The sequence below is a fragment of the Actinomyces dentalis DSM 19115 genome, assembly GCF_000429225.1.
GTDB lineage: Bacteria > Actinomycetota > Actinomycetes > Actinomycetales > Actinomycetaceae > Actinomyces > Actinomyces dentalis.
Genome location: NZ_KE386866.1, coordinates 42,727 through 68,499, shown reverse-complemented (window position 1 = coordinate 68,499; position 25,773 = coordinate 42,727). Strand labels below are relative to the sequence as shown.

15 protein-coding genes and 1 pseudogene are annotated in these 25,773 nt (G+C 71.5%); 9 read left to right on the top strand and 7 right to left on the bottom strand.

Annotated features, from left to right (window positions below):
* From G446_RS19620 to G446_RS0114505, 3 genes and pseudogenes are all read right to left on the bottom strand, one after another.
* Positions 1 to 1,215: pseudogene (locus G446_RS19620) on the bottom strand (IS110 family RNA-guided transposase); the annotation flags it as partial.
* Between the two features lie 390 nt (positions 1,216 to 1,605).
* Complete coding sequence (locus G446_RS0114510; RefSeq protein ID WP_026410670.1) at positions 1,606 to 2,247, bottom strand: TetR/AcrR family transcriptional regulator; 642 nt, start codon at positions 2,245 to 2,247, stop codon at positions 1,606 to 1,608.
* Positions 2,248 to 3,086: 839 nt separating this feature from the next.
* Positions 3,087 to 4,400, bottom strand: coding sequence for an MFS transporter (locus G446_RS0114505; protein WP_211228318.1), 1,314 nt, complete (start codon positions 4,398 to 4,400; stop codon positions 3,087 to 3,089).
* Between the two features lie 202 nt (positions 4,401 to 4,602).
* Here G446_RS0114505 and G446_RS0114500 point away from each other — a divergent pair, with 202 nt between their 5' ends.
* The 3 genes from G446_RS0114500 to G446_RS0114490 all read left to right on the top strand — a co-directional run bounded on the left by G446_RS0114500 (position 4,603) and on the right by G446_RS0114490 (position 7,768).
* A complete protein-coding gene (locus G446_RS0114500) occupies positions 4,603 to 5,946 on the top strand; it encodes an MFS transporter (RefSeq protein ID WP_026410668.1) in 1,344 nt (447 codons plus the stop codon).
* 18 nt (positions 5,947 to 5,964) lie between these two features.
* Positions 5,965 to 6,855, top strand: a complete 891-nt coding sequence (locus G446_RS0114495; protein WP_034470993.1) for a DUF2268 domain-containing putative Zn-dependent protease — start codon at positions 5,965 to 5,967, stop codon at positions 6,853 to 6,855.
* A 103-nt stretch (positions 6,856 to 6,958) separates the two neighbouring features.
* Positions 6,959 to 7,768 (top strand): MerR family transcriptional regulator, encoded by an 810-nt coding sequence (locus tag G446_RS0114490; RefSeq protein ID WP_026410666.1) that lies wholly within the window; start codon positions 6,959 to 6,961, stop codon positions 7,766 to 7,768.
* A 23-nt stretch (positions 7,769 to 7,791) separates the two neighbouring features.
* Here the strand turns inward: G446_RS0114490 and G446_RS0114485 are convergent, their stop codons facing one another.
* Positions 7,792 to 10,695, bottom strand: a complete 2,904-nt coding sequence (locus tag G446_RS0114485) for a cation-translocating P-type ATPase (RefSeq protein ID WP_026410665.1) — start codon at positions 10,693 to 10,695, stop codon at positions 7,792 to 7,794.
* Between the two features lie 144 nt (positions 10,696 to 10,839).
* A complete protein-coding gene (locus G446_RS0114480; RefSeq protein WP_051286052.1) occupies positions 10,840 to 14,334 on the bottom strand; it encodes a PPi-type phosphoenolpyruvate carboxykinase family protein in 3,495 nt (1,164 codons plus the stop codon).
* Between the two features lie 263 nt (positions 14,335 to 14,597).
* Between G446_RS0114480 and G446_RS18350 the strand changes: the two genes are divergently transcribed.
* The 6 genes from G446_RS18350 to G446_RS18980 all read left to right on the top strand — a co-directional run bounded on the left by G446_RS18350 (position 14,598) and on the right by G446_RS18980 (position 21,725).
* Entirely contained in the window at positions 14,598 to 17,063 is a 2,466-nt protein-coding gene (locus G446_RS18350; RefSeq protein ID WP_034470990.1) for a transglycosylase domain-containing protein, read from the top strand.
* 258 nt (positions 17,064 to 17,321) lie between these two features.
* Entirely contained in the window at positions 17,322 to 17,609 is a 288-nt protein-coding gene (gene rpsF / locus G446_RS0114470; RefSeq protein ID WP_026410663.1) for a 30S ribosomal protein S6, read from the top strand.
* A 25-nt stretch (positions 17,610 to 17,634) separates the two neighbouring features.
* Complete coding sequence (locus G446_RS0114465) at positions 17,635 to 18,240, top strand: single-stranded DNA-binding protein (protein ID WP_026410662.1); 606 nt, start codon at positions 17,635 to 17,637, stop codon at positions 18,238 to 18,240.
* A gap of 149 nt (positions 18,241 to 18,389) precedes the next feature.
* A complete protein-coding gene (rpsR, locus tag G446_RS0114460) occupies positions 18,390 to 18,626 on the top strand; it encodes a 30S ribosomal protein S18 (RefSeq protein ID WP_006547882.1) in 237 nt (78 codons plus the stop codon).
* Positions 18,627 to 18,640: 14 nt separating this feature from the next.
* On the top strand, positions 18,641 to 19,099 hold the full coding sequence (rplI, locus tag G446_RS0114455; RefSeq protein ID WP_026410661.1) for a 50S ribosomal protein L9: 459 nt from the start codon (positions 18,641 to 18,643) through the stop codon (positions 19,097 to 19,099).
* Between the two features lie 412 nt (positions 19,100 to 19,511).
* A complete protein-coding gene (locus G446_RS18980; RefSeq protein ID WP_026410660.1) occupies positions 19,512 to 21,725 on the top strand; it encodes a variant leucine-rich repeat-containing protein in 2,214 nt (737 codons plus the stop codon).
* Positions 21,726 to 21,971: 246 nt separating this feature from the next.
* On the opposite strand, the gene G446_RS0114445 is transcribed toward G446_RS18980, so the two are convergent.
* A complete protein-coding gene (locus tag G446_RS0114445; RefSeq protein WP_156916710.1) occupies positions 21,972 to 24,251 on the bottom strand; it encodes a sensor histidine kinase in 2,280 nt (759 codons plus the stop codon).
* 215 nt (positions 24,252 to 24,466) lie between these two features.
* On the bottom strand, positions 24,467 to 25,773 hold a 1,307-nt coding region (locus G446_RS0114440; protein WP_342664166.1), incomplete at its 5' end, for a DUF8320 family protein.

Below are 25,773 nucleotides of genomic sequence, written 5' to 3'. Positions count from 1 at the left end.
GGGGGGGGTGCCCCTATGTGGTGTGTCAAGCGGCTGCGGGTGGTTTCGTGGCTGGTTGCGGGTCATGGCGTGCAGGGTGGGGATGCGGCGGTGGGCCAGGGCGAGCAGGGCCTGGCCCAAGGCGCTTGCCCTGGTCCCGTTTGCGCTGGTAGTAGGTACGGGAGACGGGATCTGTCAGGGAGGCGAAGGCGGACAGGAACATGGCGTGTTCGAGTCTCTTGTTGCCGGTGCGGCAGACGCGCTCGCCGCGGATCGATGAGCCTGAGCGGCGTGTGACCGGGGCCGGGCCGGATGTGGGAGGCCGGCTGGGCGCCGGTGCCTGGAGGTCTTGCCCAGGGTCTCGGCCAGGAAGACGGCTGCGGCCGGGACCCCGACACCCGGCACGGGTGGTCAGGACCTCGCGCATGAGGGTGGGCCCGCACCAGGGTCTCGACCCGGGCGGCGACGTCGGCCCGCTGGGAGTGCAGGGCGATGAGCTGGCGGGCCAGGTGGGGCAGCACCGTGCCGGCGGCCTCGGTGCCGGTGACGGTGACGGTCTGCCGGCCCGGGGCCGATACGATCTTGCCGGCCCAGGCGGCGTGGCGCCGGGCGCCGTGCTTCTTGAGCTTGGCGTCGATGCGGGCCCTGCCGGCCTTCCTCAACGCGGTGGGGGTGGGCCATGCGGCGATGACCTCCAGGACGGCGTCGTGCTTCAGCCGAGGTCCCAGGATGTTCTCCAGGGCGGGGTGGATCTGGGTGTACAGGCCCCGGATCCGGTTGGCGGTCTGGTTGACCTGTCTGGCCGGGTCCAGGTCGAAACCGGTCAGCATGCTCAGCGCCGCGGCGTCCTCGTCCGAGGTGCTGATGGCTCTCAGGGTGTGGGGCATGGTGCGGGCGGCGCCGGCGATCACGGCCGCGTCCTTCGCGTCGGTCTTGGCGCTGCCCGGTGTCAGGTCGGCGATGCGGCGCATCGGTCAGCCCGGGCAGGTAGCCCACGGTGATGCCCATGTCCCGGGCCACCGCCACGGCCAGGGCCCCGATGGTGGCGGGCTGGTCCACCACCACCAGAAGGTGACCGTGGGCGGCCAGTTTCTCGTACAGGGCGCGCAGACGCGCCTCGTCGCCTGGCAGGGCCTTGTCGAAGACCTTCTTGCCGCCCTTGGTCAGGGCCGTGGCCCAGTGGTGAGTCTTGCCGACGTCGATGCCGACGAAGACCTCGATGTCCTCGATATCCATCTTTCTGCCGCCTCCCGCTTAAGTGGGTGAGGACCAGCCGGTGGACGATCGGTCCCGCACCCACGTTACGGAAGACCTCACACGCAGTGGGTCGTTCCCCTTATCAGCGGTCACCGGCGCCCGGCCGCCGCGGGTGACAACACCCCCCGGATCATCTACGTACAGGGGCAAGACATCATGCCCGCAGCGGCTGGCCCAGCCCCGGACCACCCGGGACCACCAACAAGGTAACGGGGGAGCCCGATCCATCATTTTTCGTGAACGCGCAGGTTTCCAGTCGAACGCGCAGGCGGGAGGCGCGCGTTCGACTGGAAACCTGCGCGTTCACAGAATCGGGTGGGGCGGTGCGGGGCCGGAACTCAGGTGGAGGGGCGGCCGCCCCGGGCGTCCTCAGCGGTAGTCGTCCCAGACGGGCGAGGGGAACAGCACCGACTCCCAGCGCGCCCACTCCTCGACCAGGGACACCCGCGGCTCGCGGAAGAAGCGGATCTGCGCCCCGTCCATCGCCTCGATCGCCATCTCCACCAGCGGGCGCATCGTCGGCCAGCCGCCGGCCTCGACGACCTGCGGTGGCAGGCGCCAGGTGAAGCGCGAGTAGTGCTCCCAGACCTGGTCCGGGCGGCGGATGAAGTAGTCGTGGGCGGGGTGGTCGGGGTCGGTGGCCTCCACGCCGAGCGTCATGTACAGGCCCATGAGCTGGGGGCGGGCCTCGTTGTGGGCCACGAGGTAGCGGAAGTAGGCGGGCAGGCTCATGCCCTCCGGGTGCACGGCCGCCGGGTCGCCGGAGTCGAGGAAGTCCTGCGGGGTGCCCTGGCGGTCGTAGCGGTCGCTCATGAGCAGTTCGACGAGCCCGTCCTTATTGCCGATGTAGTGCAGCAGCCCCGCCTGGGTGATGCCGACGGCGTCGGCCACCTCCTGCAGCGCCAGACCGTTGAAGCCATGGTGGGCCACGAGCCGGGTGGCGGCCTCGACGATCTGCTCGCGCCGCTCCTCCGCGGACAGGCGGACGCGCTTACTGCGACTGGTGGCCATGGCCTCGATCCTAGTGGAGTACCGCCGCCGACCATGCGGAGCCCGACGGCGGCGTCAGTGGCCGGAACGGGTGCTGACTGGGACCGGGGCGCTGGCGTGCTGCCCGGCGGCCGAGCCGCGGTCCGGAATCGACGTGATGGCGTGGGGCGCTTGGGGCTCCTGGGGTGGTCTGGGGCGGGATCGTGTCCGAATCTGTTGCAAAGGCGCCCCGGGCCGGGGTCAGCCGCGAGAAGAAGCGCAGAATATCAACGGTTCTCTTCCGGCGCTCCGGCACGATCCGGGCCTTTGCAACAGATTCGGACAAACGGCGCCGCTGGCCCCCTGGGGCGCGGCCTCCCGCGGCCCCCGGAACCCCGGGACCGGTCATGGTCGTCATGGAGCGGGGCGGGAAGAACCCGGCCCGCCCGGGAGCGGCCCTCCGGCAAGACGCCCACCGGGAACCCGGCCCTCGCAGGAGATCGTCCCCACCGCATCGATCTCAGTCCCCGCACCACCGTCCTCGGCGAGGACGCCTCGCAGAGGACGGTGACCGCAGAAATGGCGTTCTGGGAGGATCGTTCGCCCCGGCTCGTCGGAGGCGCCTGACGCTTTCCGCATAATTCCGCGGCTTGTTCGCCGCGGCCGCCGGGAGCGGAGCGGAACGATCCTCCCAGAACGCCAAAATCAGGTTCCGGAGAGCAGAACCCCGTCCACCCGCGGCATCTTGCCCGTTGCTGTGCTCAGGGCCCGGACCCGGTGCGACGGCCGCGACCAGGACCTCCCGGTAGTTCCGCGGTGGATCCTGCGGACCTTCCCGGAGGGCCGGGGCCGGCCGGGCGCTCGCGGCGGGGCTCAGCGGCTCAGCGGACCCTCCTGATGGCCAGGATCGAGAAGCAGCCGACGACGGCGCAGCCGATGGAGACGGGGAAGACGAGCGTGTAGGCGCCGGTCCAGGTGACGATCGCGGAGGTGATGACCGGGCCGGACATCTGGCCGAGCGTCGTGGACATGTTGAGGATGCCCAGGTCCTTCCCGGCGGTCTCGGGGTCGGGCAGGACGTCGACGTTGAGGGCCTGGTCGACGGAGCTGTAGACGGCGTAGCCGAAGCCGGCGATGAGGGCGAAGAGGTAGATGCCGGTCGTCGTCGGCATGATCCAGGGCATGAGGACGCCCAGGGCGAAGAGCAGGGAGGCCATGACCACCGGCACCTTGCGGCGCTTGAGGATGTCGGAGAGAGGACCCCCGAGGAAGCCCCCGACGAGGCCGACGACGAGGGTGATGGAGGACATGACCGTCACGGTGGCGCCGGACTCCTCGGTGGACAGGCCGAGGTAGTCCTGGATGATGTAGAGCTGGTAGGCGTTGATCATCTGGTAGGAGATGAGCATGGTGAAGCGGCCGAAGAACGCCTTCCAGAAGTCGCCCGCGCCCCGGGTCGGGGGGATGAAGGAGCGGAGCACGTCGCCCGGCGACTTGGCCGCGGCGGTCTCGTCGGCGGCGGATTTCTCGCGCGGCCAGACCAGCACGGCGAACAGGCCCGCGGTGCCCATGAGGACGCCGCCGAGGGTGAACCCGGACACCGAGGCGCCGGATTCGGAGATGAAGCGGGCGCCGACGATGGCGCCGAGCGGGTAGCCGACGGAGGCGCCCACGCCCCAGAAGGTGGACATGGTGCCGCGGATCGACTCCGGGACGCGGTCGGACAGGACCGCGATGGCCGGGGCCAGCATCATATTGAGGCCCACCATGCACACGCAGTAAATGACGGTGATCACCGCGGAGTTCGCCAGGACGCCGATGGCGAAGAGCGACAGGCCGCCCAGGACGCCGCCGCAGACGACCCAGGGGCTGCGCTTGCCGAAGCGCGAGCGGGTGCGGTCGGAGAGGTTGCCGAAGACGAGGTTGGAGACCAGTGAGACCAGGGCCGTCACGGCGCTGATCGAGCCCAGGAGGGCGGTGGGGTTGTCGACTCCGATGTCCTTGAGGCGCTGGGGCAGGAGCACCGAGGCGACGGTGTTGAGGCCGATGGCCCACAGCAGGGAGATGCCGAAGAAGCCGACGCCGAAGCGGATCAGCGTGGAGCGGCTCAGTGGGACGCCGGTGTCGGGCGCGAGGTTGGAGGGGGAGGGCGGGGCGGCGGTGTCCACTGCGGTGGACTCCTGTGTCTGGGGCATGTGCGACCCTTTCATCGAACGGCGGTGTCCGTATGTGGTTACTACTTAATAAGTAGTAGGTAGATCGTAGAGGGCCGCCCCGCCCATGTCAACACCCGCTCCCGGCGGGGAGGAGCGGGCCGATGCGCCGTGGTCGACGGCGGGTCCGCCCCGCCGCGCCCGCCAGCGACGGCCCGGGACCGCCGTCGGGCACCATGGGCCCATGCGCCTGACCACCGACCTCAAGGACCTCGCCGGCATCCCGGCCTTCCGCACCCTGCTGGGGGTCCGCCTCGTCTCCCAGACCGGCGACGGCATGGTCCAGGCGGGCCTGGCCACCGTGTTCTTCTTCGCCCCCCAGAACATGACCACGGCCCCCGGCGTCGCCTCCGCCCTGGTCGTCATGCTCCTGCCCTTCAGCGTCGTCGGCCCCTTCACCGGGCCCTTCATCGACCGGTGGCGACGGCGCCAGACCCTCCTGGCGGGCAACCTCCTGCGCGCCGGCCTCATCGTCGCCACCGCACTGATCATGCAGACCGCCGGCGTGGGGATCGGCGTCTACACCCTCGTCCTGGTCGCCCTGGGCGTCAACCGCTTCCTGCTGTCCGTGCTCTCGGCCGGCCTGCCCCGGATCATCGACCGCGAGCGCCTGCTCGTGGCCAACTCCATCGTCCCCACCCTGGGCGGCGCGGCGACGGCGCTCGGCATGGTCATCGGCATCCTGCTGCGCCTGCTGCTGCCCGACGGCGCCGCCCGGAACACCGCGAGCCTGCTCACCGCGGCCGGGCTGTACGCGCTCGCGGCCGTCGTCGTCACCCGGCTCGGGCGCGACCAGCTCGGGCCGGAGCGCCCGGGCGGCGCCGGGCTGGGGGCGGCGCTGGGCCGGACCGCGGCGGACCTGGCCGACGCCGTGCGCTACCTCGTGCGCCGCGGCACCCCCGGCCTGGCGCTGGGCGCCATGGCGCTGCACCGCTTCGTCTACGGCATGGAGCTCATCACCATCATCCTGGCCTCCCGCAACCTCCTGGCCGACCCGGCCCAGGCGGACCGGGGGCTGGCGCTGTTCGGGGCCCTCATGGGGGCGATGATGGCCGGGCACGGCATCGCCGTGATCCTCACGCCCCTGGCCCACGAGCGGGTGGCGCCGTCGACCTGGATCGTCATGTGCCTGGTGGGCGGCACGGCCGGGCAGCTGGTGCTCGTGGCCACGCACGCCCGGGCGGCCATGACGGCGGGGCTGGTCGTCTTCGGGATCGGGGTGCAGGGGGCCAAGATCGCCGTTGACACGATCGTGCAGTCGGACACGGCCGACGCCTACCGGGGCCGGGCCTTCTCCCTCTACGACGTCCTGTTCAACACCGCCGAGTGCGTGGCCGCCGGCGTCGCCGTGCTGGTCCTGCCCGACGTCGGCTGGTCGCGGGGAGCGCAGGCGGCGCTGGTGGTCTTCGTGTGGTGCGTGGCGCTGACCTACGGGCGGGCGGTGCGCCGGCTGGGCGACCGGCCCCGCGAGGTGACCGGGCTGCCGGGGCTGGGCCGAGCGGCGCCGCTTGACCCTCACGCTGCGTGAGGGAGGAGTGTCGGCTCCATGGCAGCCCATGACACAGCCCTCACCATCATCGACACGGCTTCGACGACCCGCCGCGTCCTGGCGGCGCCCCCGTCCGAGCGCGCCGAGCTCCTGCGACAGGTCCGCGCGCCCTTGAACGGCATGTTCCCCTTCATCCCCGGCGGCCCGGACCAGTTCGAGATTCATCGGGGGACCTACGGCTACCCGATCGAGGGGTCCGACGCTCGCGTCCTCGACGCGCTCGCGCGGCTGGAGGATGCGGATGCGTGGGGCCGCATCAGGAGGGCGCTGGCCGGGGGCATCGCCGCCCTCACGTCCGCCGTGCCGGATCTCAGCGTCCCCGACCTGACGGTCCACCTGACCGTCGGCGACCCGGGCGACGCGTACTTCATGGACGAGATCCAGGGACTGTCCGCCTTCGGCGGCATGAGCGGCTACATCGAGATCACCGTCTGGCCCCACGACGTCGTGCTCGACCGCCTGGAGGCGATCGCGGTTCACGAGCTCCACCACAACGTGCGCTACGGACCGGGCGGCGTCGTGTGGGATCCGATGAGGGTCCAACTCGGTGAGCAGGTGGTGGCCGAGGGACTCGCCGACGCCTTCGCCGCCGAGCTGTACGGGGAGCGCGGGTGGACTCACTTCGTCGATGACGCGTCGCACGGGCACGACGTCGTCGGCAAGGTCCGCCAGGCCCTGGACATCAGCGGCGTGCAGCACTTCATGCCCTGGATCCTCGGCGACGCCGGCGCCCGCCGACTGGGACTCGACCCCGTGGGCGTGCCCACCGGCGCCGGCTACGCCGCCGGACGGGACCTCGTCGCGCAGTACCTGAGGCGATCGGGGCGCAGTGCCGCCGAGGCGGTGCGCACGCCGTGGCGGCAGGTTGTGGGCGGCGACGCACGGTGAGCCCGTCGCCGGGCGGGCGGGGCGCGTGAGCGGGCACCGCCGCCCTCGCGCGGCGTCGGGCCCCGGGCTCGCGCCCGTGGGACACCACTGGGATGCTGGGCGCATGCATGAGCCCGACCTGCCCGGAGCCCGCGAGGACCTGACCGTCGGCGAGGCGGCGCGTCTGATCGGGGTGTCCGTGCGCACCCTGCACCACTGGGACGCGCTCGGGCTCGCCGTTCCCTCGGGCCGTACCTGGTCCGGCTACCGGCTCTACTCGCCCGACGACGTCGCCCGCCTCCAGCAGGTCCTCGTCTACCGGGAGACCGGCATGCCGCTGGCCCGCATCGGCGAGCTCCTGGACGAGGCCGGCACGAGCGCACTGGAGCACCTCGAGCGCCAGCGCGCGCTCCTGCTGGCCCGCATCACCAGGCTGCAGCGGATGGTCGGCGCGGTCGAGGCGCTCATGGACGAGGAGACGCGCATGAGCACCACGCCCGAGCAGCGCGCCGAGATCCTCGGCACCGGCTGGGATCCCGCCTGGGAGGAGGAGGCCCAGCGGCGCTGGGGGGACACCGACGAGTGGGCCCAGTCCGAGGCGCGCCGGGCCGCCATGAGCGCCTCGGACTGGAAGCGGGTCAAGGAGGAGTCGGACCGGCTCCTGGCCGATCTGGCCGCCGCCATGCGCGAGGGCGCCGAACCCGGCGGCGAGCGCGCCAACGCCCTGGCCGAGCGGCACCGCGCCAGCATCGACCAGTGGTTCGACACGAGCCACTCCAAGCAGGTGCTCATCGCCTGCGGCTACGTCGCCGACCCCCGCTTCGCCGCCCACTACGACGGGTACGAGCCCGGCCTGGCCGCCTGGCTCAAGGAGATCATCGACGCCAACGCCGCCGCCCACGGCGTGGACCCGGCCACCGCCCGCTGGCAGTAGCGGCCCGGCCGGCCCGCCGCCGCTCACAGCCCGCGGGCGCGGCGGACCACCTTGCGGATCTCGTCCACCCACAGCACCAGCGAGGCCATGGCCACCACGACCGCCCAGTGGGCCAGGTCCAACGGCTCCGTGGAGAAGGCCACCTGGAGGACGGGCACCTCCACCACGGCCACCTGGAGGACGGCGCCGAGCCCGATCGCCCCCCACAGCCACTTGTTGACGAACAGGTGGTGCAGGGCGCTGACCGTCTCCGAGCGCGAGTTGAGGGTGTTGAACAGCTGGGCCAGGACCAGGGTGGAGAAGGCCGCCGTGCGGGCCGTGGGCAGCTCGTCCGTGGACAGCCCCGCGATGTCGATGAGGCCGCCGGGCAGGAAGACGTCGAGCACGGCCAGGGTCGAGGCGGCCATGACCGCGCCGATGAGCAGCACCCCGCTCCACATGGTGGCGTCGATCACCCGGTCGGTGGGCTTGCGCGGCGGCCGGCCCATGACGTCCTCGACGCTGGGGTCCACCCCCATGGCCAGGGCCGGGGCGGAGTCGGTGACCAGGTTGATCCACAGGATCTGGGTGGCCAGCAGCGGCAGGACGACGCCGGAGGAGCTGCGCCCGCTCAGGCCGATGACCCCGGCCAGCACCACCCCGCCGAAGACGGTGAGGACCTCGCCCATATTGGACGACAGCAGGAAGCGCAGGAACTTCTTGATGTTGTCGAAGATGCGCCGGCCCTCGCGCACGGCGTCGACGATGGTGGCGAAATTGTCGTCCGCCAGCACCATGGCGGCGGCCTCCTTGGTCACCTGCGTGCCGGTGACGCCCATGGCCACGCCGATGTCGGCCGCCCGCAGCGCGGGGGCGTCGTTGACGCCGTCGCCCGTCATGGACACGGTGTGCCCCTGCGACTTCAGGGCGCCGACGATGCGCATCTTGTGCTCCGGGGCGACGCGCGCGTAGACGTTCGTGCGGGCCACGGCGACGGCCAGGGCGCCGTCGTCCATGGCGGACAGCTCGCGGCCGGTGAGCACGCGCGCGCCCCGCTCGGCGATGCCCAGGTCGGCGGCGATGCGCCCGGCGGTGTCCGGGTGGTCGCCGGTGATCATGAGCACGCGGATGCCGGCCCGGCGCGCCTCGGCCACGGCGACGGCGGCCTCGGGGCGCGGCGGGTCGATAATGCCGACGACGCCGGCCAGCACGAGGTCCCTCTCCAGCTCCGCCAGCTCGGCGTCGGCGCCCTCGGTGAGGGCGGCCGCCGCGAGGCGGGCCTCGTCCTCGCTCAGGACCCGGTAGGCCACGCCCAGGGTGCGCAGGGCCCGGCCGGACATGTCGCCGATGTGGTCGGCGAAGCGCTCGCGCACGTCCTCCCTCAGCGGGGCGGGAACGCCCCCGAGCTCGGCGCCGGCCGCCGCATCGCCCTCGCGCACCCGGGTGCAGCGCCCCATGAGCACGTCCGGGGCGCCCTTGGACATGAGGATCGTGGCGCCGTGCTTGGCGTCGGTGTACAGCACGCTCATGAGCTTGCGCTCGCTGGTGAAGGGAATCTCGCCGACCCGCTCGAAGCGGCCCTCCCGGCCCCCCTCGGTGCCCAGCTTGCGCTCGGCCACGAGGAAGGAGCCCTCGGTGGGGTCGCCCACGACGCTCCACACGCCCTCGTCGACGGCGAGCTCGGCGTCGGAGGCCATGGCCCCGCCCGACAGGACCACGGTCACCTCGTCGCGCAGCGCGCCGGTCAGCGGCTCGGGGTCGGGCCGCCCGTCGCGGTCGGCGTCGGGGGCCACCTCGCCGTCGGGCGCGTAGCCGATGCCGGTGACCACGGTGGTGCCCGAGGCGGTGACGATCTCCTGGATCGTCATCTCCGAGCGGGTCAGGGTGCCGGTCTTGTCCGAGCAGATGACCGAGGCCGACCCCAGGGTCTCCACGCTCGTGAGCCACTTGACCACCGCCTTGTGGAGGGCCATGCGCTGCACGCCCAGGGCCAGGACCACCGACAGGATCGCGGGCAGCCCCTCGGGCACGGCGGCCACGGCCAGGGACACGCCCAGCAGGAGGGCGTCGGTGACCGTCTGGGCGGTGCGCTCGGGGGCCAGCGCCAGCAGGGTCGCCACCACCACGACGGCGATGACGATCACCACCGCGCCCAGCATCTTGGAGATCCGGGTGATCTCGCGCTGGAGGGGCGTGCCCTCCTCCTCGACCGAGTCGAGCATCCGCGCGATGGCGCCCATCTCGGTGTCGGCGCCGGTGGCCACGACGACGGCCCGGCCCGTGCCCTGGGCGACGGAGGTGCCGCGGTGGACCATGGAGGAGCGGTCGGCCAGGTCGGCGTCGGGGGCGACGGCGTCGGCGGACTTGACCACGGCGTCGGCCTCGCCGGTCAGCGAGGACTCGATGACGCGCAGGGCCGCCGCCTGGACCAGGCGGGCGTCGGCGCCGACCTGGTCGCCCTCGCCCAGGACGAGCAGGTCGCCCACGACCAGCTCCGAGGACGGCACGACCCGGCGGCCCCCGTCGCGCAGGACCGTGCTCGTGGCGGCCGTCATCGCCGACAGGGCGGCGACGGCGTCGGCCGCCCTGCTCTCCTGGACGAAGCCGAGCACGGCGTTGAGGGTGATGACCAGCAGGATGATGAGCGCGTCGACCGGCGCCCCGTGGGCGCCCTCCAGCGCCCAGGTGATCGCCGAGACGACGATGGCGCCCAGGAGCAGGTAGACGAGCGGGTCGCGGAACTGGGCCAGGAGGCGCTTCCAGGCCGGCTCCGGCGGGGTGGAGGGCAGCTCGTTGGGGCCGTCCTCGGCCAGGCGGCGGGCGGCCTCCGCCCCGGTCAGACCCTCGGCGAGGTCGGTGCCGTGCGCGGCGGCGACGGCCTCGGGGCTCTCGGCGAAGGGCGCGGGGGGAGAATCTGCGGTGGCGGCGGATGCCGTCGGAGGTGTCATGCGCCCAATCCCATCGGGGCGACGGCGCGGGCGTCATCCCTGTTCGCCCAGGGCGGGAGGGGAGTACTCACCCCCCGCCCCGGGCGCCGCCCGGGCGCGCCGGGCGGCCCCTCGTCGGGCTCCGCGGCGGGGGACGCCCGCCGGTCAGGCCACGTCGATCGGCGCGCCCTCGGCCAGCTCGGGCTGGAGGCCGAGCGTGCCCACCAGGCGCTCGCGGGCGGCCGGCGAGGCCGCCTCGGCCAGGTGCGCCCGGGCGGCCTCCAGCCGCGCTCCGACGTCGAGGCGCTCGGTCACGCCCTCATTGCCCGGCGTCGTCGTGAAGCGGGTCAGCGACCGGATCGAGGCCTCGGCCTGCTTGCGGTCGCGCTCGACCTTGGCGTCGATGCGGGCCGCGTACCAGTCGGAGGCCAGGATGTTCTCCCGCTCGAACAGGGCCCGGAACTGCGGGCTGGCCAGCGTCCACCCCTGCTCGGAGCGCCCCGAGTGCATGATCTCCAGCAGCGCCCTCAGCGGCGGCACGGCCCACCGGATCGATCCGTCGTCGACGTAGTGCTGGGCGACCACCCGGTGGGTGGTGACGATGACGTCGACGGAGTCGGCGAAGACCTCCTCATCCTGCAGCTCGGGGCGCAGCATCTCCTCGGTGAACACGACGTCGGGGTGCAGGAAGATGCGCCCGAAGAAGCTGTTGGCGAAGGCCTGGTTCATGCGGTAGCCCAGCCGCGAGGCCTGGACGGTGCGCCCGCCGATCTCCCTGTCCTCCAGGCGCTCCAGGTAGCCGCCCGCGATGAGGGCGCGGGCGTCGCGCTCGGCCTCGGTCATGCGCGAGAACACCTCCGGCACGAGCAGCGAGATGTCATGGGCGACCCTGACCCTGGGCCCGATGAAGCCCGCCGAGCTCAGCCAGCCGTCGTAGCCGCCCAGGGCGTAGGACAGCAGCGAGGCGTTGAGGTCGTAGACGGGCGGCAGCGCGTTGAAGGGCGACTTGGTCAGCGCCCCCTCGCTGCCGGCGCCCGTGGTCGAGGGCGACTTGCCGGTCATGGAGGAGATGAACTCCATGAACAGCTCGGGCAGCTCCATGTAGTGCAGCGGGTTGTAGGCGCACAGGGCCGGCACCCCCGGCTCGGGCGGGTTGTTGCGCCGGCCGGCGGCGACGACGTCGACGCTGTGGCGGATCGGCTCGTCCAGGGGCACGCGGGAGTACAGGTGGGTGGCCACCTCGGCCAGGCGCACCTCCTCGGGGCGGGCGACGTCCGGGCGCACCTGGAGGTAGCGCGGGTTCCGCGTGGGGGCGCCGTTCACGAGGCGCGGGTTGGCGGTGCAGACCCAGTAGGACCGCCGGGCCGGCTCCGGCGCCTCGGGCAGGGCGGCCGCCCGGCGGACGAGGCCCTGCATGGGCTCGGTGAAGCGCGACAGCCCGGGCGCGTCGTCGACCATGGCCCGCGCGTCGGCGGGGGTCAGGGGCGCGTAGTTGGAGATGAACAGGTCCTGCCCCGACATGTCCGACTCGGTCTGCTTGTCGTAGCCGGGCACGATGGCGTCGTCGGGGCGCTGGAACAGCAGCCGCTCGCAGTTGGTGACGTACTTGCGGCTCAGCCCCCGCGCGGAGGCCGGGTCGTCGGCGGAGGCCGGCGCCACCAGGGAGGAGGTGATGTCGTCCTCCGTCTGGACCTTCGCGCAGGCCGCGAAGTCGGGGCGCAGGGAGAACAGCCGCCAGGCGCCGTCGGGCTCGAAGCCCACGCGCAGCATATTGATCTTGACGGTGTCGCCGTCCAGGCGCAGGGAGTTGCCCTGGCGGCCGTTCATCATGCCCACGGAGAAGTGGCTGCGCCAGTCGGCGCCCCACTCGGGGCGGTAGTAGCGCTTGACCGTGAAGATGAGCTCCTTGATGTGGGGCGGGATGGACTCCAGGAAGGCGTTGTACTCGGGGGTGTACATGTCCGACGGCGTGAGCAGCTTGATGACGCTGCCCAGCGAGCGGCGCTCGGAGAGGATGGAGCGGTGGTGGGCGCTCCTGTTGGCCGGGTCGACGAAGCGGTCGGCGTAGTCGCCGTCGAGGATGCCCTGGACGGCGTCCAGGTCGGCCTCCACGTCCCCGATGTAGGCCTCGCCGAAGACGATGGCGTCGAGGATCGACTTGGAGATCTCCGACTTGCCGCCCCCGGAGACGGTGGCCGGCTTGTGCAGCTGGGTGTGCCAGGGGGCGGTGCCGATCATGTGCCACTGCTTGGGGTTGCCGATGGCCGCCTTGCAGTGGATGCGGTAGCCCGACGGCGTCACGTAGGTCCTGCCGGCCAGCAGCGGGATGCGGGCCGTCTCGCCGTCCGCCCCGGTCCAGGTGATGGTCTGGGTGAGCATGGAGTAGAAGGCCCCGCCGGGCACCAGGACGATCGTCTCGTCGTCCAGGTCGACGGCGCAGCCCGAGGCCTCGCGGCGGAAGTGGCCGGGGTTGGCGGCCAGGACGTCGTCGAGCGTGCGGTCGGCGGGCGTGTGGACGTCGCGGAACTCACGGCCCAGGTCGTAGCGCGGGAAGGCGATCGCGCCGCCGGAGTGCTCCTCCTCCACGCAGCCGAAGAGGTTGGCCGAGTAGCCGATCTGGGTCTTGACCTCCTTCTTGCAGTAGCCGTAGTAGTTGTCCGCGATGACGGTGACGATGACGCCGCGCTCGTCGCGGGCCACGAGCTTGAAGGGCTTGCCGTCGTTGTAGAGCTCGCCCTCCTCGCGCCAGCACATGCCGTCGCGGCGCCGGCGCTCGTCGGCCTCCTCCCATGCGGGCAGCCCCAGCTCCTTCTTGGTCAGGGCGGTCAGGTGCGGGGCCAGGATGACGCAGCCGGTGTGCCCGGTCCAGGTCTCCGGCGCCAGGGAGGCGTCGTTCTCCGGCAGGTAGGGGTCGCCCCCGTTGCCGAAGATGCCCTCGACGAAGTCCAGGTTGGACACGAGCCCTCCGGGGGCGATGAAGCGGATCTCCATGGTGCGCTCGCCGGTGACGCCGGGGACCTCGGGGACGACGACGGGGCGCAGCAGCAGGGAGACGAAGCAGCGGGCCGGATCGGGCCGGGTGGAGGTCCAGGGCAGGGTGAGCAGGTCCGCGGGGGCGTCCAGGGCCGCGGCCAGGACGCGGGCGAAGACGTCGCGGGGCACGGCCTTCTTGTCGTCGGGGATGGGCAGGCCGCCCTCGGCGATGTGGAAGACGCCGGCCGTGGTGCGCCGGTCGTTGCGCGGATTGTGCAGGACCCCCTGGAGGACGCGGTAACTCTCGACGTAGGGGGAGGTGAAGCTGGTCGCGTCCAGGGGCAGGGACAGGGCGCGGGCCAGGCCCGGCTGGTCGAGCACGAAGGTGGCGGCGGGCAGGCGCGGGCGCTCGGCGGCGCCGTCGAGGTAGGAGTCGAGGAAGGCCTGGATGCGCCGGTCGGCGGCGCACAGGCGGCCGGACAGGCGCCGGGTCATCTCGCGCTGGCGCGCCAGGATGGGGGACACGAGCCGGTCGGTCCGCGGGTCGCCGACCCCGGCGGGGGCGGGCACGCCCAGCAGTTCCAGGCGCAGGGCGATGGCGGAGTTGATGGTCGCCGCGTCGGCGCTGCGCCGGCCGGGGTCGGAGGGTTGGCGGGCGGTGGACGCGTCGGTGCTGGTCGTGCTCATGGGGCCAGGCTAGTGGGATGCGTCTCACGGCGCGCGCCGTGCCGTCCAGGCTCCTACGGGGTACCTCACAGGCGCCTCCTGCTGTTATCCGGACGCCGGAACCGCCATACTGGACCGCAGCCCGAGGCGGCCCCCGCCGTCTGAGTCCTTCCTGAACAGCGGACAGAATCGAGGAGCGCGTGGCAGACAGTGCGAGGCGCGACGGCGTCGGCCGCCGAGGCGGAAAACTGGCCGCCGCGGCCAGGGCCGGCAGTCAGCAGCCCATGAGTCAGCAGTCCAAGGCGCCATCGGGGCGCGGCGGCTCGTCGCGTCCCGCCGCCTCGCAGGGACCCGGCGGCCGCCGACCCGGTCGGGGCGGCAAGACGGGACCGGGCAGGGCCGACGGGCGCCGTCGTCGTCGGATCATCAACTACCCGCGGGCCGGCAAGGGCCCCGTCATGCGCTGGATCCCCGGCTGGCGCTTCTTCCTCGGCTGCTTCTTCCTCCTCATCGCGGCGGTCGCCACGGCCTTCATCATCGCCTACAACACGATCAAGGTCCCCGAGCCCAGCGAGTTCGCCCAGGCCCAGTCCACCACCGTGTTCTACGCGGACGGCACCACCGAGATGGGCACCTTCGCGGAGATCAATCGCACCATTATCGACACCACGACGATCCCCGACTACATCGGCAACGCCGTCGTCGCCAGTGAGGACCGCACCTTCTACACCAATAACGGCGTCGATCCCAAGGGAATCGTCCGCGCCCTGTGGAACAATCTGCGCGGGGGCGACCGCCAGGGCGCCTCCACCCTGACCCAGCAGTACATCAAGAACTACTACGTCGATACGACCAGCTCCTACCTGGGCAAGTTCCAGCAGGCGATCATGGCCATTAAGATCGACCGGGAGCTGTCCAAGAAGCAGATCCTCGGCTCCTACCTCAACACGGTCTACTTCGGGCGCGGCGCCTACGGCATCGAGGCCGCCTCGCAGGCGTACTTCGGCCACTCCGCCGCGCAGATGACGGTCTCGGAGGCGGCCCTGCTCGCCGGCATCCTGCCCGCCCCCAGCGCCTGGGACCCGGCGATCGACGCGGGCCAGGCGCAGACCCGCTTCCAGCGCGTCCTGGGCTACATGCTCGAGGACGGCTACATCACCCGGGCCCAGTACGACGAGGCCTCCATGCCCACCACCATCACCCCGGAGTCGAACGAGCTGTACGCCGGCCCCAACGGCTACCTGCTGCAGATGGTGCGCCAGGAGCTCATCGACAAGGCGGGACTGAGCGGCGAGCAGATCGACACCGGCGGCTACAACATCACCACCACGATCAACAAGGCGGATCAGGAGGCCGCCGTCGCCTCCGTGCAGGCCCTGCCCGAGGGATACTCCCCCGACCTCCACGTGGCCCTGGTCTCCATCGACGCCTCCAACGGGGGGATACTGGCCCTCTACGGGGGCAGCGACTACCTGACCAACCAGGTCAATTCCGCCACCTCGGCCATAGCCCAGGCGGGTTCGACCTTCAAACCCTTCGCGCTCGTCTCGGCCCTGGAGAAGGGCGACACCCTGGCCAATGGCTACAATTCCCCCTCGCCCATGACCATCGAGGGCAATGAGTACCGCAATTACGGCGGCGTCTCCTACGGCTGGATCAATCTCGTCGATGCGACCGCCAATTCGGTCAACACGGCCTACGTGCAGCTCAATCGGGACATCGGCCCGGATGCGACCAATGAGGTGGCGGTGCGCGCGGGATATCCGTCGGACACGACCGGTCTGGACGACACCGTCCAGAACGTCCTGGGGTCGGCCTCGCCGCACACCATCGACATCGCCACCGCCTACACCACCTTCGCCGCCCAGGGCTCCCGGCACACCGCCCACATCGTGGCCTCGGTGAAGAACGGGCAGGGCGCGCTGGCCTACAGCGGTCCCACCGACGGGACGAAGGTCTTCGACGAGGGCGTCATGGCCGACGCCACCTACGCCATGACGCAGGTGGTGCAGAGGGGGTCGGGGACCACCGCCCTGGAGCTGGACCGGCCCGTCGCCGCCAAGACGGGCTCCTCCTCGGACAACAAGTCCGCTCAGTTCGTCGGCTACACCCCGCAGGTGGTCACCGCCGTGACCCTCTACCAGTCCGGCGCCGACGGCTCCGAGGAGTCGATCACCCCGTGGGGCGAGTACGACGAGATCACGGGGTCGACCTATCCGGCGGACATCTTCACCCAGTACATGAAGACGGCGCTGGCGGACCTGCCGGAGGAGGACTTCCCCGACCGCACGGCCGGCTCCACCAGGCCCGGCGGGCTCGACGGCACCCCGGCGCCGGTCTACGAGGAGCCGACGGCGGCGCCGACCCAGCCGCAGGCGCCGGTCTACGAGGAGCCGACGCAGGATGCGGTCGAGCCCCAGCCGGGGCAGACCCAGAGGTCCGAGCTGCAGCCGGGCGACGGGTCGACCGGCGGCACCGGCGGCACCGGCGGTACCGGCGGCACCGGCGGCGGCAGCGACGACGACGGCAACAATGGCGGTGCCGGCGGCGGTGGCGCTGGCGGCGGAGGCGCCGGTGGCGGTGCCGGCGGCGGCGGCGGCGCTGGCGGCGGAGGCGCTGGCGGCGGAGGCGCCGGTGGCGGTGGCGCTGGCGGCGGAGGCGGTGCTGGCGGCGGTGGCGGTGGCGCCGGCGGAGGCGCCGGCGGAGGCGCCGGCGGTCAGCAGAACCAGCAGAACAACGTGGACCACTGAGAGCGGCCGCCGGGCGAACCATCCGATAGTCGGATCCAGCCGCGGCCCCCGCGCCGTCGGACGGTCATGGCACCGGCCCCGCGTGGCGCACCGCACGCGGGGCCGGCGCCCCGTCGTCTTCCGGGGCGGCGGCCCGCTCCGGTAGGGTGACGATTCGGCTGCGCCGTCGGGCATCCGCCCGATGACCGGCCGTACGCATCACCCTCCTGTCACGGAAGGACCGTGACCGCTTCAGACCAGAGGAGGTGGGTACCAAGCATGCGTCACTACGAGATCATGATCATCCTCGAGCCCGAGACGGACGAGCGCACCATCGCTGCGACCCTCGAGAAGCTGCTGCAGGTCGTCCCCAGCAGCGGTGGCTCGGTCGACAAGATCGACATCTGGGGCAAGCGCCGTCTCGCCTACGACATCAAGAAGAAGTCCGAGGGCTTCTACGTCGTCGTCGATATGACCACCACGCCCGAGATCGCCCAGGAGCTCGACCGCCAGCTCGGCCTCAACGAGACCGTCCTGCGCACCAAGCTGCTGCGCCCCGAGGCCTGACCGCATCCACGGAACGGAGAGAAGCATGGCCGGCGACACCGTTATCACGATCATCGGGAACCTCACCGCGGACCCCGAGATGCGCTTCACCCCCTCGGGTGCGGCGGTCGCGTCCTTCACGATCGCCTCGACGCCCCGCATCTTCGACCGCCAGACCAATGAGTGGAAGGACGCCGAGACGCTCTTCATGCGCTGCTCGATCTGGCGCGAGGCGGCCGAGAACGTGGCCGAGTCCCTCGCCAAGGGCATGCGCGTCATCGCGCAGGGCCGCCTTCAGCAGCGCTCGTACACCACCCGCGAGGGCGAGCAGCGCACCGTCGTCGAGATGCAGGTCGACGAGATCGGCCCCTCGCTGCGCCGCGCCAAGGCCCAGGTCACCCGCACCTCCGGCGGTCAGTACAACGCCGGCGGCCAGGGCGGCGGCTCGGGCTACCAGGGCGGCGGCCAGGGCGGCTACAACGCCGGCGGCGGCCAGGGCGGCGGATACCGCGGCGGCCAGCAGGGCGGCGGCTCGGGCTACCAGGGCGGCGGCCAGCAGCAGCCCACCTACAACGCCCCCGCCGGCGGCTCCTCGGACGACCCGTGGGCCACGGGCGGCACGACGTCCTTCGGCGACGAGCCCCCGTTCTGATCACGGGCCCGTTCCAGCCGGTCGGCGCCCGTCCGGTCGGCTGCGGCCATCGGACTGCGATCGACCCGCTCCCACCGCGCGGCGGGATGCGCCGCGCGCCAACCCATCTCGTATGAGCGCCCGGAGCGCTCGAAGCAAGGAGTACCACCATGGCGAAGCCCCAGCTTCGTAAGCCGAAGAAGAAGATCGGCCCGGTCAAGGCCATCAAGGTCGGCACCATCGACTACAAGGACACCGCCACGCTGCGGAAGTTCATCTCCGACCGCGGCAAGATCCGCGCCCGCCGCGTCACCGGCGTCTCCGTCCAGGAGCAGCGCAAGATCGCCAAGGCCGTCAAGAACGCCCGTGAGATGGCCCTGCTGCCCTACTCGAGCTCTGCTCGCTGATCGGAGGCCGATTCATGACCACCAAGCTCATTCTCACCCACGACGTGACCAACCTCGGCGCGGTCGGCGACGTCGTCGAGGTCAAGGACGGTTACGCCCGCAACTACCTCCTGCCCCGCAAGCTGGCCACCCCGTGGACCAAGGGCGCGCAGCGTCAGCTCGACCAGATGGCCGAGGCCCGCCGCAAGCGCTCCATCGAGTCCCTGGAGCAGGCCCAGGAGGCCCGCGCCTGGCTGATCGAGAACGTCGTCACCGTCATCGCCACCGCCGGTGCGAACGGCCGCCTCTTCGGCGCCGTCTCCACCGCGGACCTGGCCGGGGCCGTCAAGGAAGCCGGCGGCCCCGCCATCGACCGCCGTAAGATCGAGGTCATTCCGCCGATCAAGTCGACCGGGCGCCACAGCGCCACGGTGCGCCTGCACGCCGACGTCGTCGCCCCCATCGAGGTCAACGTCGTCGCCCGCCGGCGCTGAGAGCGCCCGCTCGTCCCGCGTCCGGGGCGGAGCGGCGGTGGCGGGTTGTCGGGGCGGTGTCCGCCGCGCGGTCGCGCCTCTGCTCGCACACATCGAGGGGTGATGCGCGAAACTGCACCTTAAAGGTTGGTTTCGCGCATCACCCCTCGATGTGTGCGCCGGTCCGCGACCGTGCTTCACGTGAAACACCGGGCCGGGCCGGTTCGGTCGCCGCGCGCTCTGCGGGCCCCGATCAGCCGCGCCACTCTACCGACTCGGCGGAGGGCCCTCAATGTACAAGAAATGGTAGTGTTCCCGGCTCGAAGGCTATGAGGTAGCCTTGGCGGGCGCATGTGACGAACGCGAAACGGGGCCGACGACGGGGCCTCTTCATGTGATGTAGTTCACATGTTTTCTTATGAAGAGGTGAACCATGACTGATTCCTCGGAGTTCTCCCCCGAGCAGGCCGCCGATCCCGGGACGAGCATGCAGGACATGGCGCGGATCGCCGCCGAACGCCCCGACCTATGGGCGTCTCTCGCGGCGAACCCGTCGCTCTACCCCGACCTGAGGGAGTGGCTCGGCCAGGTCGACGATCCGGCGGTCAAGGAGGCCCTGAGCGCCTCGGCGCAGCGGGCCGCCGAACGGGTTCCGGCCGGGGACGAACCGGCTGAAGCGCCGGCCGCGGAGGAGGCGCCGACCGACGACGCACCGGCCGCGGAGGTCGAGGATGTGAAGGCCGACGACGGGGCCGAGGCGGACTCGGCCCAGGAGACGCCGACCGCCGAGGCCGTTTCGGCCGAGAATGCGAGTGAGCCGGTCGCCGCGGAGGAGGCGCCGACCGACGACGCGCCGGCCGCGGAGGTTGAGGATGTGAAGGCCGACGGGGCCGAGGCGGACTCGGCCCAGGAGACGCCGACCGCCGCCATGGGCACGCCCCCGCCACCGCCCTCCGCCCCGACCGCCGCCATGGGCGCACCCCCACCGCCGCCCTCCGCCCCGACCGCCGCCATGGGCGCACCCCCGCCGCCGCCGGCTCGGGCCGGCGGGAAGCGCCGTCGCAAGAAGTGGGTTCCGATCGCCGCCGTACTCGCCGTCGTGCTCGCCGTCGGAGGCGGCACGTTCGCCGTCTACACCTACCTCACCCAGCGCGGGGCCGCCTCCCCCGACGAGGTCATGAGCACCGTCTCGCAGGCGATCGCCGACAAGGACATCATCTCCATGTTCAAGATGGTCTCGCCGTCGGAGATCGATACCGTCGCGGACTCCGCCGACGCGATCCGCGATGGCGGTTCCGACTCGCGCAAGGGCAGTTCGAAGGCCGACCCCGGTGCCCTGCTGTCCAAGGACGCGATCAACAACTACCTGGAGGCGCTCGACGTCAGTACTTCGGATATGACCTACACCGTCGATCAGAAGTCCGATGACCTGGCCGTCGCCACCATCTCCTCGTGGCACCTCGACGTCAGAGTCGACCAGAGCCTGGCCGATACGCTGCGCACGCGCTACCAGTCGGCCAAGGGATCGTCCTTGACCGATGACGAGGAGGAGTTCTTCTCCGACTTGGACTTCTCGGACCTCTCCTACGACGGCGACGTCGCCGATGACTTCCGCGACGACATCCCCCTCGAGATCGTCATGATCAAGGAGGACGGCCGGTGGTTCATCTCCCCGCTCATGACCTCCGCGCAATGGAATTACCGGGACCGGGCGCAGTGGGACGACGACGTCGAGGCGCCCAACTACGAGGCCGACTTCAGCTCGGTGAAGGGGGCGGACTCGCCCGAGGCCGCCGTCCAGAACCTGACCGAGGCGATCCTGGACGCCCGCCGCCCCAGCGACATGCTCGAGGACAACGTGACCGGCCTGCTCTCCCTGCCGGAGCGCCGACTGGCCATGGTGTACGGCCCCGTCATGGTCGGCGACGACAGGAAGTTCTCCGAGCGCGCCTCGGAGAACGTGAAGATCGACTGGGATCTGACCTCGACGGACATCGGGGGCGGCCAGGCCGTCGTCCAGCCCGGCAATTCGAAGATCACCCTGAACCCGGACGACGAGGACGAGAAGATCACCTTCGAATTCAAGGGAAACACCATGAAGGTGACGACCCCCGCGTCGGAGAACAATACGGCGTCGGTGGACTTCACGCGTCAGCTCAAAGACCCCGATCGCCTCGGAGTGGTCGTGGAGAAGAGCGACGGGACCTGGCACGTGTCCTCCTCCGGGACGATCGTCAATATCTTCAACCTGCGCCCGTCCGAGCGCGCCCTCGACAAGTTCTCCGACACCTTGGAGGACCTGGGAGTCGATCCCGACGACTCCGACGACCTGGCCGACACGATTACCCAGTCGGTGGCCATCGCCACGCCGATTCTCGTGGGCGTCGACATCGCCGAGCAGCTTCAGGACGTGAACTGGCGCGCGCCCTACCGTCCCAGCTACGACAGTTACGACAGCTACTCCGGTTACTCCACGGCCGACTACTACAGCCAGTGCACCAGCGGGGACATGTCCGCCTGCGACAGGCTCTACTACGCGTCCTCCTCCGGAAGCTTCGACGAGTCCTACGGCAGGAGCTGCGGCGGGCGCAACTACTCGCTCGACTACGGCGGACAGTGCGAGTCGAGGTACGGCCGATGGTACTGATCCCCTCCCGCCGGGAACGGTGAGTCGAGGAGCGCCCACTGGTTCTGGCGCTCCGGGAGGATCGTTCGGGTCGGCGCATCGGATGTGCTCGGAGGTCTCCGCGTGATTGCGCGGGTCTGACGGCCGCGCGGCCGGTGCGGGACGGAACGATCCTCCCGGGGCGCCATTTCCCGCCTCGGGCGGGGCCGGTGGAGCAGAGGTACGAGTCCGGTGGGACGGGATGGGCGTGCGGGGACGCGCGATCGACTAGCGGATGAGTGCTCCATCGGCATCCAGGGTGAGGATGTCGTTGTCGGTGACGATGGACAGGAGTCTGGGACGCTGGCGGGGCGGGAGGAGTCGTATGACCACCTGTCCTTTGCGGGCGTCGTCGAGCGCCCGGGCGGCCCGGTTGATGATGGCCTCCCGGGCGTCGTCGGTCAGGCCGCCGCTCGTGCCTCGGTCGTCGAGGAGGATGACGTCGATGCCGCGAATCCGGGCGGCCCGCGCGGATTCGATGACGCGGGTTCCGGTGAAGAAGGGGGCGCGCCGCTCGTCGCGCAGCTCGGCTTCGAGCATGCGGGCCCTGGCGCGCATGCCGGCGGTGATGGGGGCGCCCTCGGCGATGGCGGTCAGGAGCGGTTCGACGCGCCGCCGAACGGAGACCATGGCCTGCCGCATGAGGGCCTCGCTCTCCCGGTGGGCCCGGCGCTGGGCGGCGATCTCGGCGCCGGCGGCCTCGGAGGCGGCCGTTCTCGCGGTGATATCGATCGATATCCGGGCCGTCAGGTACCAGATGAGGAGCGTGGAGAATTGTCCGGATCCCAGGGCGAAGATATTGGCCGGGTTGTGGCCGGTGCTCAGTGTCCACACGCCGATCACGACAATGATGAGGATGAGGCCCGCCCAGGCCTGGCGGGGGCGCTCGCGCGCGATCAGGCCGCAGCACAGCGTGGTGCCCGCCCCTATGCACCATGAGGTGTAACCGGGCCAGCCCGCGGAGTCGATCTGGAAGAGGACGAGCACGTTGGCCCCTCCCGTGATCGCGGCGACCAGGGCGGCCGCCCGGGCGGGCATGCGATGGGCGGGCCACCGTTTGAGGAGGGCGAGTGCGGCCAGACCTATTGCGAGCAGGCCCGCGATGACCGGCGCGAGGCGCCGGTAGGAGTCGACCCGCATCTCCAGGAGGGTGACGAGGGTGTAGAGAACGAAGACGCACACGACAATGGCCCGCGCCCTCGGCGTCTCCAGGCAGGAGGCCAGGGAGAGCGGGGACGCGCCCGTGGTCGCCGTCGTAGTTCGTGGGTTCCATGACAGGGTCACGGTGGTTCCGGCGCCGGGGGAGGAGTCGATGAGGGCCTGGCCCTGGGCGTCGCGCATGCGGGCGATGATGGAGCCGCTCACGCCGTGCCGACTGATGGGCGCGCGTTCGGGGTCGAAGCCGCGGCCGTCGTCGGACACGGTGATGGTGACGCCGTCGGCGTCGCTGCGCAGCGCCGCCGTGCGCGCGATGGGGCCCCGGTCGGGGCCGGCGGCGTGGGTCAGGGAGTTGCGCAGGGCCTCCGCGGCGGCGTCGATGAGCGCTTGGGCAGTCTCCTGCGGCAGGCTCAGGTTCTTGGTGATCGAGTCGGAGATGACGACGTCGTCGCCCCCGATCGCCCGGAGCCTGCGGGTCAGGGCGGCGAGCAGCTCGGAGGAGCGGACGGGCGCGTCCGGCTCGGAGGAGCGGGCGGACGACTCGTCCGGTTCGGCCGCCGCCGTGTCGAGGTCGGCCAGGGCCTCGCGGGCGCCGGCGCGCAGCTGGGCGACGCCGGCCGGCGTGGCGGGGACCGTCTTGAGGACGGACAGGATGCGGTCGTGGATGAAATTGTCGGCGCGGCGCCGCGCCCGTGCGCGGGAGGCGTCGGTGCGCAGGCGGATGAGGAGGGCGCGCCGGCGGGCGTCGGCCTCGTCCAGGGCCTGAGCCTGGCGCAGCAGCCAGGTGAGCAGACCTATATCGGTCAAGGCGAAGGACGTATAGAACATGACCTCCTCCGCCGGCAGGCGCAGGCCGTCCTGCGCCGGGTAGCCCGCGATGAGGAATGGCGCGAGGAGCACGATGTACAGGAACCGGCCGCGGGGGGACAGGACGGCGGTGGCGACGGCCGCAACGACGTAGTAGTAGTTGACCAGGAGATTGGGAACGGGCACCGGGTTCTGAATCTGATTGTAGAACGGGATAATGGGCAGCAGCGCCGTCAGCACGACGAAGATCGTGTAAAAGGTGAGGTGGACCAGGAGCGTCCACCGCCAGATGCGGTCTGCCGCCCCGATCCGGCGCAGGCGCTGCGGCGGAATCTCCCCGCCCGCATCCGTGCGCCGCATGAATCTCAGGAGCCCGATCGCGGCGGCGGCGCCGGCGACGACGGACGGCAGCACGAGGGCCGGCAGGAGGAGCCAGAACGCCCACCGCCCCGAGACCTGCGCCATGACGCGGACGCTGGCAGTGGTGAAGCCGCTCATGACGATGGTGGCGATCGCCGCGAATACGGCGATGAGTCGGCGCATGCGCTGGGTGTGGGGGCCCGGCGCGGGCGGTGCGGCGGCCGGGGGCGTCGCGGGGGCGACCGCCTGCGTGCGAGCAGCGGCGGACGATTGCGGGAAAAGGATCATGGGCGGTTCTCGTAGGGGGCGTCGCCGCAAGCGGCGTCGTGCACGGTACGGCATCGCAATCGAGTTGTCAAAGAGCCCTTTTCGTCAGGGTGGCCAGTCGGGTGCCGTTCTCAGGCGGCCGAGGCTCCGTTCTCATTGAGGGTGAGGATGTCGTTGTCGGTGACGATGGACAGGAGCCCGGGGCGCTGGCGGGGCGGGAGGAGTCGTATGACCACTTGTCCTTTGCGGGCGTCGTCGAGTGCTCGGATGGCTTGGTTGATGATGGTCTTTTGGGCGTCGTCGGTCAGGCCGTTGCCCGTGCCGCGGTCGTCGAGGAGGATGACGTCGATGCCGCGGGTTCGGGCGGCCCGCGCGGATTCGATGACGCGGGTTCCGGTGAAGAAGGGGGCGCGGCGCTCGTCGCGCAGCTCGGCCTCGAGCATGCGGGCCCTGGCGCGCATGCCGGCGGTGATGGGGGCGCCGTCTGCGATGGCGGTCAGGAGCGGTTCGACGCGCCGCCGAACGGAGACCATGGCCTGGCGCATGAGGGCCTCGCTCTCCCGGTGGGCCCGGCGCTGGGCGGCGATCTCGGCGCCGGCGGCCTCGGAGGCGGCCGTTCTCGCGGTGATATCGACGGACAGCCGGGCCGTCAGGTGCCAGATGACAAGGGGGAGTAATTGTCCGGCTCCCAGAGTGAGAATAATAATCGGGTTGCGGCCGGTGTCCAGCGTCCACACGCCGATCACGACAATGATGAGGATGAGGCCCGCCCAGGCCTGGCGGGGGCGCTCGCGCGCGATCAGGCCGCAGCACACCGCGGCGCCCGCCCCCAGGCACCACGCGGCATAACCGGGCCAGCCCGCGAAGTCGATCTGGAAGAGGACGAGCACGTTGGCCCCTCCCGCGGCCGCGACGACCAGGGCGGCCTCCCGGGCGGGTATGCGGTGACCGGGCCACCGTTTGATGAGGGCGAGTGCGGCCAGACCTATTGCGAGCAGGCCCGCGATGACCGGCGCGAGGCGCCGGTAGGAGCCGGCCCGCATCTCCAGGAGGGTGACGAGGGCGTAGAGAACGACGATGCACACGACAATGATTCGGGGCGTCCGCGCCTCCATCGAGGAGGTCAGGGAGAGCGGCGCGACCGCGGGCGCCCGCGCGGTCGGTACTGCGGCCTGCGCCCGGCCCGCCCCGGGGCCCGTTCGCGCGCAAGGCCCGGTCGGGGACTCCGCCGTCGTGGTTCGTGGGTTCCATGACAGGGTCACGGTGGTTCCGGCGCCGGGGGAGGAGTCGATGCGGGCCTGGCCCTGGGCGTCGCGCATGCGGGCGATGATGGAGCCGCTGACGCCGTAGCGGCTCGTCCTGGTGTGCTCGGGGTCGAAGCCGCGGCCGTCGTCGGACACGGTGATGGTGACGCCGTCGGCGTCGCTGCGCAGCGCCG